Origin of the sequence: Cronbergia sp. UHCC 0137, from assembly GCF_034932285.1 — a bacterium.
In the GTDB taxonomy this organism is placed as follows: Bacteria; Cyanobacteriota; Cyanobacteriia; order Cyanobacteriales; family Nostocaceae; genus Cronbergia.
Map to the genome: position 1 here is coordinate 37415 of NZ_JAYGHC010000037.1, position 15122 is coordinate 52536.

10 protein-coding genes and 1 pseudogene are annotated in these 15122 nt (G+C 38.3%); 5 read left to right on the forward strand and 6 right to left on the reverse strand.

Features of this window, described 5'->3' with window-relative positions; genetic code table 11:
- Positions 1-106 precede the first annotated feature (106 nt).
- The 4 genes from VB711_RS18330 to VB711_RS18345 all read left to right on the forward strand — a co-directional run bounded on the left by VB711_RS18330 (position 107) and on the right by VB711_RS18345 (position 5386).
- A complete protein-coding gene (locus VB711_RS18330; RefSeq protein WP_323287654.1) occupies positions 107-1552 on the forward strand; it encodes a Ni/Fe hydrogenase subunit alpha in 1446 nt (481 codons plus the stop codon).
- 805 nt (positions 1553-2357) lie between these two features.
- Entirely contained in the window at positions 2358-3722 is a 1365-nt protein-coding gene (gene der / locus VB711_RS18335; protein WP_323287655.1) for a ribosome biogenesis GTPase Der, read from the forward strand.
- A gap of 46 nt (positions 3723-3768) precedes the next feature.
- Complete coding sequence (locus VB711_RS18340) at positions 3769-4698, forward strand: energy-coupling factor transporter transmembrane protein EcfT (RefSeq protein WP_323287656.1); 930 nt, start codon at positions 3769-3771, stop codon at positions 4696-4698.
- 34 nt (positions 4699-4732) lie between these two features.
- Entirely contained in the window at positions 4733-5386 is a 654-nt protein-coding gene (locus tag VB711_RS18345; RefSeq protein ID WP_323287657.1) for a DUF2301 domain-containing membrane protein, read from the forward strand.
- A gap of 138 nt (positions 5387-5524) precedes the next feature.
- On the opposite strand, the gene VB711_RS18350 is transcribed toward VB711_RS18345, so the two are convergent.
- From VB711_RS18350 to VB711_RS18370, 5 genes are all read right to left on the reverse strand, one after another.
- Complete coding sequence (locus tag VB711_RS18350) at positions 5525-9091, reverse strand: hydantoinase B/oxoprolinase family protein (RefSeq protein ID WP_323287658.1); 3567 nt, start codon at positions 9089-9091, stop codon at positions 5525-5527.
- 2 nt (positions 9092-9093) lie between these two features.
- The gene (locus tag VB711_RS18355) at positions 9094-9627 is read right to left on the reverse strand and encodes a DUF4330 domain-containing protein (RefSeq protein ID WP_323287659.1); all 534 of its coding nucleotides are present in this window, start codon (positions 9625-9627) and stop codon (positions 9094-9096) included.
- A 169-nt stretch (positions 9628-9796) separates the two neighbouring features.
- Positions 9797-10696 (reverse strand): bestrophin family protein, encoded by a 900-nt coding sequence (locus VB711_RS18360; protein ID WP_323287660.1) that lies wholly within the window; start codon positions 10694-10696, stop codon positions 9797-9799.
- 18 nt (positions 10697-10714) lie between these two features.
- Positions 10715-11899: a GNAT family N-acetyltransferase gene (locus VB711_RS18365; protein WP_323287661.1), complete on the reverse strand. Its 1185-nt coding sequence runs from the start codon at positions 11897-11899 to the stop codon at positions 10715-10717.
- A 39-nt stretch (positions 11900-11938) separates the two neighbouring features.
- Complete coding sequence (locus tag VB711_RS18370) at positions 11939-12616, reverse strand: RibD family protein (protein ID WP_323287662.1); 678 nt, start codon at positions 12614-12616, stop codon at positions 11939-11941.
- 342 nt (positions 12617-12958) lie between these two features.
- On the opposite strand from VB711_RS18370, the gene VB711_RS18375 reads away from it, so the two are divergent.
- On the forward strand, positions 12959-14872 hold the full coding sequence (locus VB711_RS18375; protein ID WP_323287663.1) for an ATP-binding protein: 1914 nt from the start codon (positions 12959-12961) through the stop codon (positions 14870-14872).
- Between the two features lie 173 nt (positions 14873-15045).
- On the opposite strand, the pseudogene VB711_RS26510 reads toward VB711_RS18375, so the two are convergent.
- A pseudogene (locus VB711_RS26510) lies at positions 15046-15122 on the reverse strand (Uma2 family endonuclease); the annotation flags it as partial.

Sequence of the window (15122 nt, forward strand, 5' to 3'; positions counted from 1 at the left end):
GTTGGGTTGTGCTGTCGCTTAACCCAACCTACAAAAACTCTCTTCCTTCTTCTGAAGATAAAGTAGCGTTACCAATCACCAATTTAATAAAATCCTAAATTTAATCATGAAAAAAATAATTATTGATCCAGTTACCCGCATAGAAGGACACGCCAAAATTAGCATTTATCTTGATGATACTGGACAAGTTAGTAATGCGCGGTTTCACGTTACAGAATTTCGTGGTTTTGAGCAGTTTTGTGTCGGTCGTCCTTTGTGGGAAATGCCCGGAATTACTGCTAGAATATGTGGAATTTGTCCCGTCAGTCACTTATTAGCGTCAGCTAAAGCAGGAGATAACATTCTTGCTGTCACAATCCCAAAAATAGCCACCAAACTACGGCGATTAATGAACCTGGGACAAATACTCCAATCTCATGCTTTAAGCTTCTTTCATCTTAGCGCCCCAGACTTATTATTAGGGATGGATAGTGACCCTGCAAAACGTAATATATTTGGGTTAATTGCTGCTCAACCAGAATTAGCTTGCGGGGGGATTCGTTTACGCCAATTTGGACAAGAAGTGATTGAATTATTAGGAGGAAAAAAAATTCATCCATCCTGGGCTGTTCCAGGTGGAGTCCGTGAACCCTTGACAAATGAGGCACGTATCCACATCCAAAAACGGATTCCCGAAGTTCGTACTACTATTATTAATGCGATCGCTCTTTTTAAACGTCTGCTCAAAAACTACGAAAAAGAAGCCCAAACCTTTGGTAATTTCCCTAGTTTATTTATGGGATTAGTCACTGCTGAAGGTTTATGGGAAACCTACGATGGAAACCTGCGTTTTGTTGATAGTGCAGGAAATATTATTGCTGATCAAATTGACCCTTCTAACTATCACGAAATTATCGGAGAAGCAGTACAAACAGACTCTTATTTAAAATCTCCTTATTATCGACCTTTAGGCTATCCTGACCAAAGCGATCATTGTCATTTAGATAGTGGAATGTATCGCGTTGGACCCCTAGCCAGATTAAATATTTGTAGTCACATTGGTACACCTTTAGCTGACAAAGAGTTACGAGAATTTCGTAGTTATGGAAAAGGTACAGTTACATCCTCTTTTTTCTATCACTACGCCCGGTTAATTGAAATTTTAGCCTGTGTTGAACAAATAGAAATTTTACTAGATGATCCTGATATTCTCTCAACACATCTCCGCGCAGAAGCAGGAATTAACCAACTAAAAGCAGTGGGTGTAAGTGAAGCACCAAGAGGTACATTATTTCATCATTATCATGTTGATAAAAATGGCTTAATGCAAAAAGTAAATTTGGTTATTGCTACTGGTCAAAATAACTTAGCAATGAATCGTACAGTTGCCCAAATTGCCCGTCATTTTGTCCAAGGAAGTAAAATTACCGAAGGAATGTTAAATCGTGTAGAAGCAGGGATTCGGGCTTTTGACCCTTGTTTAAGTTGTTCAACCCATGCTATAGGACAAATGCCCTTACATATTGAATTACTCGCAACAGATGGCACGGTAGTTGATCAAATTTGGCGCTAGTACCGCAATATGTTTCTCCTGACTCCTGCTATATTTATTAAATGCAACATTTATCGCTGTATTTATATACGAGAAAAAGGTTTGGGGGTAAGCCAAACCTTAATATAAATCCAGTGCATAACAACATCCCAATACAATTTAACTCCTCTAGTTTGAATTAGGCATCTTCCTATGGTATCTATCCAAATCACCAAAAAAATGATAATAGCAAATATGGATATTAAAAAATGATTAAAAACAGCACAAATCAAGATCAAAACTGTTGTTCTATTTTATAGTTTATCATTTTATTGCAAATGGTATAAAAAGAAAAAGACGGGTGATGAACCCGCCTAAATTAATAGCTTGAAAGTGGCAACTGCACCTTGAAGGTTGGAAACAATAATACAAATATCAACAGGTTTTTAGATAGAATATAAGATGAAATAAATAAAAATAACGATGATTTAAACCGTCATAAATATTTAATTCATCATCTATCCAGGCAATTATTTTAATATATCATCAATGTTTGAATATGTAATGCCAAAATGCCATTACTGTTTTTAGTATATCAATTTTTATCTGTGTTCATCTGTGTTCATCTGCGTTTATCTGCGTTCAATACCAACTTCTCACCCCTTGCTTTACTAAACCCCTGATTAGTAACAACAGGCAGGTCTGTAACTTATTTTTTTAAAATACAACTTAAAATGATAAAGTATGGTATAGTGGTTGTTTGACTAAAACAGTCAGTGCTGGGTAAATAAAGTACAAATGAAACTCAGCACCAAATGTACTACTCAGCACTAACGCATTTTGATTTATGGCACTGCCAATTGTAGCAATTATCGGCCGCCCAAACGTGGGCAAATCCACCCTAGTGAATCGACTCGCCGGCGATCAAACAGCGATCGTCCACGATGAACCGGGGGTGACGCGCGATCGCACTTATCGACCAGCATTTTGGAACGATCGCGAATTTTTAGTTGTCGATACAGGTGGTCTAGTTTTTAACGACGACACCGAATTTCTCCCTTTAATCCGCCAACAGGCATTAATCGCCCTTTCAGAGGCTTGTGCAGCGATCTTTGTCGTCGATGGACAAATAGGCCCAATGCCAGCAGATGAAGAAATTGCTGGATGGTTGCGTCAACAACCAGTACCAGTGTTATTAGCAGTAAATAAATGTGAATCACCAGATCAAGGTTTAATCCAATCTAGTGAATTTTGGGAATTGGGATTGGGTGAACCTTACCCTATTTCAGCAATTCATGGTAGCGGGACAGGGGAAATTTTAGACGAATTACTCAATCACATCCCTACTGTGCAAGAATTACCAGAAACCAACGAAATTAAAGTTGCCATTATCGGCCGCCCCAATGTGGGTAAATCCAGCTTATTAAATGCGTTCGTTGGGGAAGAAAGAGCGATCGTCAGCCCCATTTCTGGAACAACCCGTGATAGTATAGATACAGTAATCGAACGAGATGGACAAACCTATCGGCTGATTGACACCGCAGGTATTCGCAAAAAGAAACATATCGAATATGGCACAGAATTTTTTAGTATTAACCGTGCCTTCAAAGCAATTCGTCGCGCTGATGTGGTTTTATTAGTATTAGATGCTATAGATGGAGCAACCGAACAAGACCAAAAATTAGCAGGACGAGTTCTGGAAGAAGGACGCGCTTGTGTAGTTGTCGTTAACAAATGGGATGCTGTAGAAAAAGATTCTTACACCATCTACGACTACGAAAAAACCTTGGAAGGACGGTTACATTTCACCGAATGGTCAGATACTATCTTTGTTAGTGCCACAACGGGACAACGGGTAGAAAAGATATTAGAATTGGTGAACAAAGCCGCAGAAGCACACAAACGCCGTGTTAGCACCTCCGTAGTGAATGAAGTTCTAACAGATGCCATTAGTTGGCATTCTCCACCGACTTCACGGGGCGGTCGTCAAGGTAAGATATATTATGGTACACAGGTTAGCAGCCAACCGCCAACCTTCGCCCTATTTGTCAACGATGCCCAACGGTTCAACGAAAATTATCGCCGTTACATTGAAAGACAATTCCGCAAACAACTAGGTTTTCAAGGTACTCCCATTCGGTTATTTTGGCGGAGTAAAAAAGTCCGGGATGCAGAAATTGGGAATCTCAATCGAGCAACTCGCGTAAAATAAAGTACAGGCGAATTAGCTTTCGCCACCTTTACCCAGTATAGAACAAATGGATTTACTGCGATCGCTCCCACTAGGACTTTATTTAGAACAACCCCTAACTTGGCTGCATAAACTAGATCCGCGAGTCAAGTTAATGTGGTTATTGAGCTTTTTAACTAGCTATGTTGTCGCTAACAACTATTGGCGGGTATTATTAGTAGCAATATTAATTATTATCACCTTATTTGCCAAAATTCCTCTGAGAGTATGGCGACAACAAATGGGCTGGTTATTGCTACTATCATTAATGGTATTGATCCTTGGTTCTATCAGTCCTGACGCACTAAGAATCAATTATCAACCTCGTTTACCAGCTAATCAACAAGTTTTAACTCAGCCAATCAACGCTAAAAATAATCAGGTAATTCCACACTCACCAATTAGCAAAAAAGAATATAGTTATGTGCTATTTCAGCAAGGACCTGTGAGGGTAACTCGTCGTTCTTTAGATTTAGCAATTAGTTTAAGTACAATAGTATTTACCTTGATTTATAGCACTAACTTGTATTTGTTGACAACCGCACCAGAAGAAATTACCTCTGGGATAGAAAGCCTAATGCAACCCCTGAGAAGATTTAAGATCCCCGTTACAGAAATTACCTTAACGTTAACTTTATCTTTACGATTTATTCCCTTAGTTTTAGAAGAAGTTCAAAATTTAGTTCGTTCTGTGATGACGAGGGCAATTAATTGGAAAAAGCTAGGATTTAAAGGGGGAGTTCAGGTTTGGTTAATTGTAACCGAGAGATTATTAGAAAATTTGCTTTTGCGTGCTGAACAGATGGCAAATGCGATGATTGTGCGTGGGTTTACCAGTCCAAATGAACATCAAGTCCAATGGCAAGATCTAAGATTAAGAGTGAGTGACTGGTTAGCGATCGCTATTTTAATGGTATTCTGGGGACTGAGGATAGCATTTGGGGCAGAAGTTTCTTAGACTAGAAATAGAGAGTTCTTGAAATGGGTTTTTTATGACGACACAAACAATGTCTACACCAGAGGTTTATCAAGGTCAGTTTGGCCAGTTTACAATAAATGAGAGCGATCGCACAAGTGTAATCATTTATCGTGCTGGTTTAATGGTAGCATCTCTCTGTTTTGCTGTGGGCAGTTTTTTAATTTTATTCTATCCTCAACCCGCAGCTATTCAAGCCATTACCCCTTTATACAGTTGTTTTTGTTTAGCTCTTGGTGTTAGTTTATTAACTATTCATATTTACATGATATTGTTGCACCGAGTCTTACAAGCTTTCTGGCTAATTGGTAGTATTGCAGCATTCATGGTTGGACATTTTGACAATCAACCATTTGCTATCACTGTCTACAATCAACCACTAACTATATTAGGAATCGGGTTTACTTTCGCGGCTTTAACTGGAATTTATATCAAAGAAGCTTTTTGCTTCAATCGTCTCGAAACTAAAATTTTAACACCGATTGTTCCCTTACTTTTACTAGGTCATTTAGTCGGGATTTTACCAATTCAAGCAGAACAAATTTTATTAGGAATTTGGGCAATTTTATTTCTAGTATTTGCACTGCGGAAAGTATTCCAAGCGATTCCTCCTGATATTGGAGATAAGTCTGTATTTACTTATTTGCAAACGCAATCACAGACTAACTAAAACATGATCATACAGAAATTTTCGGCGTTGCTGATTAAGAGTATGATTTTGTTTCACGCAGAGGCGCAGAGTCGCAGAGAGTAAGAGTTTGAAATCATTTCATCCGCGTTTATTTGCGTTCATCTGCGTTTAAATCCTCTAACCATAACCACCACCACCAGGGGTTTCAACTATAAACACATCTCCTGGATTCATTTCTACTACAGCTTTACTTGGTAAATCTTCAATATCTCCATTACATCTTTCTACATAATTTCTACCAACCTTACCCGGTTCACCACCAGATAAACCAAAAGGTGCAACTAGACGATGATTTGCTAAAATTCCCGCAGTCATCTTTTCTAAAAACCGTAAACGTCTAATTACTCCATTTCCTCCATGATGCTTTCCTTTTCCTCCACTGTTTTCACGAATTTTAAAACTTTCTAAAATTACCGGAAAACGCCATTCTAATACTTCTGGATCTGTTAACCGGGAATTTGTCATGTGCGTCTGTACTGCATCTGTACCATCAAATTCTGCACCTGCACCAGAACCACCACAAATGGTTTCATAATATTGATAGCGTTCATTCCCAAAAGTGAAATTATTCATTGTCCCTTGAGAAGCTGCTAAAACACCTAATGCACCATATAAAGCATCGGTAATGGCTTGGGAAGTTTCCACATTTCCAGCAACAACAGCCGCAGGATAACGGGGATTTAACATACAGTTTTCAGGAATAATAACTTCCAAGGGTTTCATACAACCGGCATTTAAGGGAATATCATCATCAACTAAAGTACGAAAAACATATAAAACTGCTGCTTTACAAACTGCGGCAGGAGCATTAAAATTATTATTTAGTTGTTGAGGTGAAGTTCCCGTAAAATCAATTTTGGCATTGCGGTTTTCTCTATCAATACTAATATCAACTTGAATTACACTACCATTATCTAAATTATAACTAAAATTCCCATCTTTCAAAACTTCAATTACACGCCTTACTGCTTCTTCGGCATTATCTTGAACAAACCTCATGTATGCTTGAACGGTTTCTAAACTATATTGTTCGACTATGTGATTAAGTTCTTTTACTCCCTGTTCATTGGCAGCAATTTGGGCTTTTAAATCGGCGATATTTTGGTTGATATTCCTAGCTGGATAGGGTGAATTGGTGAGTAATTCAACTAATTCTTGTTCGCAGAACTTCCCATCTACAACTAAGGGAAAATTATCTAATAAAATTCCTTCTTCTGTGATATTCTGACTATGGGGCGGCATTGAACCGGGAGTTATTCCACCGATATCTGCATGATGTCCCCGTGAAGCAACGTAGAAGATGGGAAGATGAGAAGAATTAGAAAATACTGGGGTGATGACAGTGATATCTGGTAGGTGAGTTCCACCGTTGTAGGGATTATTGGCAGCGAAAACATCACCGGGTTTGATTTTGTCTCCATGACTGGTAATTAAAGCCTCTACACTTTCACTCATCGAACCGAGATGTACGGGAATATGGGGTGCGTTGGCGATTAATTGCCCAAAATGGTCGAATATGGCACAAGAAAAATCTAGTCTTTCTTTAATGTTGACAGAGGAACTGGTATTTTGTAATGTTATACCCATTTGTTGCGCGATCGCTCTAAATAAATTATTGAATATCTCCAGCATTACGGGATCTGGACGATGTTGAGAAGTGGTGGCTAAAGATGTAGTGGTTAAAGAACGTTGCAAGACCAAATGTTGAAGTGGAGTTAACTCAGCTTGCCAACCTGGTTCAATCACATTTGTACCTGTAGACTCTACAATAATAGCAGGACCCAAAATACAATCTCCCGGTTGCAAATCCTCTCGCTGATAAACTGGAGTCGTCCACCATTTCCCAGCAGTATACATCTGCACTCTAGCCACAACTTCAGGAAGACGATCATCTCTGCGATTAACAACAACTTCCTGGGGTGCCTGATGATGTACCACCAATTCCACAGTTACAGCTTCGACAATTAACCGCTTTTCTGGTGCAATGAAGCCGTAACGCTGACGATGTAACTCCTCAAATTGGTTTTGCATTTCTACCATATCTGCAAAATTCACCATCAAAGGTACATCAGTTCCTTCATACCGTAACAGCACCTTTTGATTGATTTCAATTTTCTCTTCGTCGTTTAATTCTGTCGCTGCTTCCCTTGCTAACTCAGTCAAAACTGCTGTTAATTGGGGAGATAAACCTGAATCTAACACCGCTTCTACTGCCCGTTCTCGCCATACCCGCACATTTGCCAAACCCATGCCGTAAGCAGATAACACCCCTGCTAATGGATGAATAAATACCTGTGTCATCCCCAAAGCATCAGCGATTAAACAAGCGTGTTGTCCACCGGCACCACCAAAACAGCATAACGTGTAGGTAGAGATATCATAACCACGCTGAAGGGAGATTTTTTTGATCGCATTGGCCATTTTATCAACAGCGATCGCTAAAAAACCCGTTGCGACTTCTTCCGGTGTGCGATGATCGTTAATAGAATCCGTCAAATCCCTAAATTTCTGCCTCACTATCTCTGCATTTAACGGTAAATCACCATTCACCCCAAACACTTGGGGGAAAAACCCTGGTTGCAATTTCCCCACCATCACGTTACAGTCTGTCACCGTCAGGGGTCCACCTTGAGAGTAGGACGCAGGCCCCGGATTTGCGCCGGCTGATTGGGGACCGACTCGATAACGAGAACCGTCAAACTGCAAAATCGAACCACCACCAGCAGCGACGGTATGTATTGCCATCATTGGGGTTCGCAAGCGGATTCCGGCAACTTCTGTGTCTAAGCTGCGTTCATATTCGCCATCATAATGGGCTACGTCGGTCGATGTGCCACCCATATCAAAAGTAATGAGTTTTTTGAACCCAGCCATTAAACTCGTCTGAACTGCCCCAACAATGCCCCCTGCCGGGCCTGATAAAATACTATCTTTGCCTTGGAAATTTTCTGCGTCAACAAGTCCCCCGTTAGACTGCATAAACATCAGTTTCACGGAATTACCCAACTGACTGGCTACCTGATCTACATACCGACGCAGAATTGGTGATAAATAAGCATCAACAACGGTGGTATCTCCCCTGCTAACTAATTTCATTAGGGGACTCACTTGGTGAGATGCAGAAATTTGGGTAAATCCAATTTCTTGCGCTAGGTTAGCCACTTGTTTTTCGTGGGAGGTGTAACGATAGCCGTGCATGAACACAATCGCACAAGCACGAATTCCATCCTCAAAAGCCCTTTGCATTTGGGGACGAAGATCCTCAAGATTGAGGGAAATTAATTCTTCACCTTGGGAACTGTAACGTTCTGTTACTTCAATTACCTGCTCATAGAGCATTTCTGGTAAAATGATATGCCGAGCAAAAATATCGGGACGGTTTTGATAACCAATGCGTAGGGCATCGGCGAATCCTTGGGTGATAATTAAGAGAGTGGAATCCCCTTTTTTTTCTAATAGGGCATTTGTCGCTACCGTAGTCCCCATTTTGACTACATTAATTTGGCTAGATGGGATGGGTTCATCTTGAGGTATTGCTAAAATTTCCCTAATTCCTTGTATTGCTGCATCAGTATAGCGGCTATTTTCTGATAACAGTTTATGAATTACTAATTTACCATTAGGGCTTTTAGCAACAATATCTGTAAATGTCCCCCCCCGATCAATCCAAAATTCCCAAGTCATTGTTACTTATCCTTTATTCGGACATCAATCACAGAAGCATTAAAGTTATAGTTAAAACCTTCTAATTCAAAAGGCATTCCGATTTTTACTTTACTGTTACCTAAAATTGGACCACTATCATTAATTTCAGCTTTTCCTTCTAAGGTCAAAAGAAAATCTGTATTAAACACATTTTCTCTAGGATCTGGTAGTTCTTTTACAGAACCATCAGGTTGGGAAACGGTGAGGGTTCTTGGCAACTGTTGAATAGATTTTATATCAATTTGACCATAGGGTTGATTGCGGATAATTACATTAGTTTTACCATCTTTTTTAAATCCGTTGTTGAATAATTGTTGAGGATCGCGTACATTCAAACCACGAACTATTAGATCTACCTCTATCGGTACTGTCTTCCTGCCAATTTGAGCAACAGAACCGGAAGTTCCAGGAAATACAAAGATCCCGATTATAACTAACAGAATTACCAGCGCAGCACCTAAATCGAGTAAGTTGATTTTGCCGAATAAGCGACCTTTAGAATCTAAAATAGCCATAAATACTTTTCTGTGATAACAACGAGTTGAAAATTTAAACCGGGTGAATGTTGCAGTTACGCGCTAGTTTAGCATAACTCATAGCAATAAGAATAATTAAACGCAGATAAACGCAGATGAGCGCAGATAATTTAATCGTGCGATTCCGTACTGTTGTTATTGATGTTACTCATTCTAGGTAGGTTTTTAGGCTGGGTGTGAGACTAATTAAATCGTCAATATTGCGTTTCATTGTGTCACAGATAGCATCTATTGGCAAGTCATTAACATCATAACCAAAGGGGTTTTCGATTTCTGAACCAATAGCTTCAATACCCAATAACGTAAAACTAACTAAAGCCGAAAATAAACCTGTCCACCAACCAAGATTCTGGACTATTTGAAAGGGCAACAATAAACAATATAATAATAATAACTGCTTGAGATGAATGACATAAGCCATAGGAATTGGTGTTTTTAAAATTCTCTCACAAGCACCTAAATCATTTACTAAAATATTCAATAATTTCTCCATAGATATTAACTGATAAATATTCAGACAATTTCGATTATACTGATGTTGTAAATAATCACCAATCCAAAAGGCTATTTCCAAAGGTGGATTATTCACGATCTTGAGTTCTATATACCGATATGTTGGCAATAAGTCTTCTACTTCAGCATTTATTAATTCACCTCGTAAATGTAGTTTAGTCGCTACAGCAAAAGCAACTAATAAATTCAACGTATCAATTTTGTTATCTTTATCTCCAATGGACATTTCATCAATTGACACCCATATTTGTCGGGCTAAATTTCGGACTGTGTTGATAATAGAACCCCAAATTTTTCTACCTTCCCAAAAACGCTCATAAGCTGTATTTGTGCGAAAAACTAATAATAATCCTAAAACTATACTAGGAATGACACTACCTAAAATTGGTTGGGAGACAGGCAATTTAAAATAGTAGAGTATAGAAACAAAAACACCATAAATGCCGTAAAAAATCACAGATTTATAAACTGCCTTAATTACAGAACCTTTTAGTTGGAGAACTTTTCCCTCCCAGTGGAACTTTTTATTAATCATACAGTTGATCTTTGGACTTTAATCAGTATCTTGCTTACTAAAAGGTAACTCCGCATTAATAGCTTCTATTTGTTCTGCTTCCATTTGATTAACTTCGTGAATATAGGGACGGAGGATTTGCCCTAAGCGATTGTTATAGAAACGATGTAGACTATAATTGGGTGTAGCTGGAAAACCGCGACGTTTTTTGTGTCTACCACCAGCACCAGGATCAAAGGTTTGAATACCGTTAGCGATCGCCCATTCAATTGGTGTATAATAACAAGCATCAAAATGTAGACAATCTATATCTTGAAAACTACCCCAATACCTCCCATAAAGTCGTTCATCTTTAAATAAACAAAAGGACATTCCCACTGGTTGATCTTGATTTTCTTGATTGTAAGCTGCAAAAAATACCACTCGATGACGATAATTAATAAATAGCTGTTCAAAAAACTGTTTTGTTAAATATTTACTCCCCCACCAACCAAACTTATCACAGGTATCAGCATAAAAATCATACATCAAAGGAAATAACGCTTTCGGAATAGCGTCTCCTGTGAATGCTGTTAATTTTAAACCAGCTTTTTCGACGGCTTTGCGTTCGCGCTTAATATTACGTCTTTGATTAGCGTTGAATATCGTCAAATAATCATCAAAAGCATTAAAACCAACATTTTCCCAAATATAACTGTAATGTAACCACGGCGTATACCCTTGCTTTTCTAATACCAAACGCCATTGGGGATCAACATACAGAAAATGACAACCAGAGATTTTATGCTTAATACAAAAACCGTCAATTTCGTGCAGCATCATAGCTGTAATTTCTGTTTCGTCTTCCCCCTCGGCAATTAAAAAACGATAGCCTTCTGCGGGGGTAAAAGGTGCCATTCCTAGCAGTTTTGGATAATAGTCTACTCCTATGCGAGAGGCTAATTCTGCCCATTGGTGATCAAATACAAATTCCCCTTGACTATGCCCTTTGAGATATAATGGGGCGGCGGCAATTAAATTTTGATCTCGCCACAGTGTCAAATGATTTGGCAACCAACCAGTATTGGCCGTCACACTTTGAGATATTTCCAGATTATTCAGCCAATCCCATTCTAAAAAGGGAGTTTTAAGTGGCATAGCCAAAGCATCCCAAGCTGGTTGGGGTACTTCAGAAATTTTGTGAGTCCAAATAACAGAATAGCGGGGTTTTAATTTTTCTAACATTTTTAGAGTAGGAGTTGAGTTATTGTTTATTATTAATTTTTAATTGTTTCTTTGTAGACGATAATGTAAAAAAACTTCCTGTTCAACTGTATACACTTCTAAAAGTTCTAACTTAGGAGCTAAATTCGATACAAATCCTCCACCTGCTACAGGGGAAGGAGCGATCGCACCACCTAAAATCAATGGACATATAGTAAACCAAAATTCGTCAATTAAATTAGATTCCAGTAAAGAAGCGACTAATTTACCTCCTCCTAAAATCGCTAAACGTGTTATATGTAGAGTTGCCAAGTGTTCCCAAACGGCAAGAATGTCAATTTCTCCCGTTGGTGTTTCAAAAACCAAAATTCGTTCAAATTCTGATCTTCCTTGCCAGAGATTTGCTCCTTGTTTTGCTGTGATTAACCAGCGTCTCACTGGTTGTTGGAAAAATTTAATTTCCGGATTGAGGTTGGCAGAAAGGGAAATTACTATATGTATTGGTTGGGTAGACTTGCGCTGTTGCAGTAATATTGGATCTGATACGGTAAGCGTTGTACCATAGGCACGAAGAGTATCAGCACCAAAGATAACAGCATCAGAGTCGGCTATTTGTTTTTCCAGGTGTGTTTTATCAGCTATTGAGCCAAATCGTGCGGGCGCTCGCTGAAAATCTGCTATTTTTCCATCCGCGCTCATTGCCAAAACTACCGTACTATGGGGATGATTTTGCACCATTGGGTTAATTGGATAGAGTTGATATTCCTCTTGTCAGTCTGTCGATTTAAAAAAATCCATACTTACGAGACAACGTTCATTATTAAATCCTGATCCATAGAGAGATGCAAGTTCTTTTCAATTTCTCTCAACTATTTAATCGCTCCTATAGGGTTATACACTAATTGTCATGTCAAATCAATCTTTATTTGGGTAAAAAGAAACATTTATGCCAATTTTGAATGATGAATTGGTGCTGTTTTTTAGTCTCAATCAGCATATTTGAAACAGAAAACCCTTGTTTAGCTGGTCTAATTGCATATCGTTGCTATTGTGGTTTGCAGATGCGAAGTGAGACACTTGATGACTAAGTTCAGTCAATCGTCATTTCGGCGAATTTTAGTAACAAGAATATTGCTACTATTTGTGCCAGTTTTATTAGTAGGGGAAATTGCCGCCCTGAATAAAGCCCGTTCTAGTTTGTTAAGAACAGCTAGACAAAATTTAACAGAAAGTGCCACCAATCAAGGAGATAAAATTGTTGATGCTGTTGCTGCTCTGAAAACTAATTTATTGATTGCTAGCCAAACAAGAGTTATTCAGTCAGGTTCAGCCACAAAGGTTCAAAGTTTTCTCACTGATTTAGCAGAACACTTACCCACCCATGTTGATTGTATTCAATTAACAAATATCCTCAAGGGTAACATGATTGCTAGTAGTTGTGGAGAAAAACCAATTGGTGAATTAATATCAACTTCCCCTAGTGAAGATTTTGATATTAAAGTAATTTTACCGCCAAAAGCCGGAACAACTGGTAAAAGAGAAACAGAAAATCAATTAAAATTATTGTTATCTGCTCCAGTTTATAATCGTTACGGAAATTTAGCCTATGCTTTAATTCTTCAGACTACATTACACCAACAAACTGCTAATCAGCCCGGTTCTCTGATGGGCGCTTTAGTCGTGATTGCTGAAGATGGAACAATTTTAGTTCATCCATTAGCAGAACGAGTGGGGACTAATATCAAAGATTACCCAGATGCTAAACGTCTACAAAGCTTAGTTAAAAATGCGATTATTGGACGTAGTGATTCGACAAATTTGTATTTTACTGAGGGGAAAGAATTAGTTGCTGGTTATACAGCGATCGCTAATCCCACTACAACACAAAATTCACAAAAATGGTTAATTTTAGCAGTCACAAGTGTTGAAAATGCTCTATTTGGTCTAGAAGAAATTAAACTGATCTTAATTGTGTTAACTGTTGGTTTAATTGGTGCGAGTTTGTTAGCTTCTTTTTATCTAGCACCTTACTTAGCAACCCCTGTAGAAGAACTTAGAGATTATGCTTTAAATCTTCATAGCCATCATGCAGCCCAACCAATTCCCCATAACTTTAAAATTCGTGAATTGAACCAACTAGCACAAGCGATTGATCAAATGGTTGAAAGACTTAAAGCCTGGGCTGAGGAATTAGAAATAGCCTGGAAAGAAGCTAAAAGTGCTAATCAAATAAAAAGCCAGTTTTTAGCCACAACTTCCCATGAATTACGAAATCCTCTAAATATCATTATTAATTGTGTGCGTTTAGTTAGAGAGGGATTATGTGATGATCGAGATGAAGAAATGGAATTTCTTAAACGAGCCGATGAAACAGCAATTCATCTATTGGGAATTATTAATGATTTGTTAGATATTTCCAAAATTGAAGCAGGTAAACTTTCCGTAGTAACAAAACCAATTGAATTACGTCAATTATTGTTAGAGGTGATTAATTTGCAATCAGTAACTATTCAACAAAAAGGACTACAATTAAAATGTGATTTAGGTGATGAACCTTTACCTGTAAAGGTAGATGCTGCTAAATTAAAGCAAGTGCTAATTAATATTATTGGCAATGCTACTAAATTCACTGATGAAGGGATGATTACAATTAGCGCAGAACTGTTTCCTAGTTATAGTAAGTCTCATGTTATAGTCTCAATTAAAGATACAGGTATAGGAATTGATCCTACTCAACAGCATAAATTATTTCGCCCTTTTGTGATGGTTGACGGTACTAGTACACGTAAGTTTGAAGGTACTGGATTAGGTTTAGCTATTTCCCGCAATTTAATTGAACTAATGGGTGGTAAAATCACTTTAGAAAGTCTAGGTTTAAATCAAGGGACAACGGTAGAAATCAAGTTACCTTTGATTGATATTTCTTTATTACCTAATTTAGAAAAAAAAGAGGATCTCGGCAATCGTAAACAATCAGTTTCTATTTTACCCTAAGATTCAAATCCTGCGAGTAATTCAAAATTGAAAATTAAAAATTCTTGAGAGGATATTTGAAAAGTTGTAAATAACGTAAGTTAAGGAGTAGAGACGTTCCATGGAATGTCTCTACATGGTTGGACTTACAGGAATCAAACCCAACAAAGTTGCGTAAAATTAGCTGTATTGCTTCAAATTGTATCTGGGTCGATATTTAACTGTCGCAGTTTTGCAGCTAACCGTTCTGCGGTTTCTTCAGGTGTTGGAA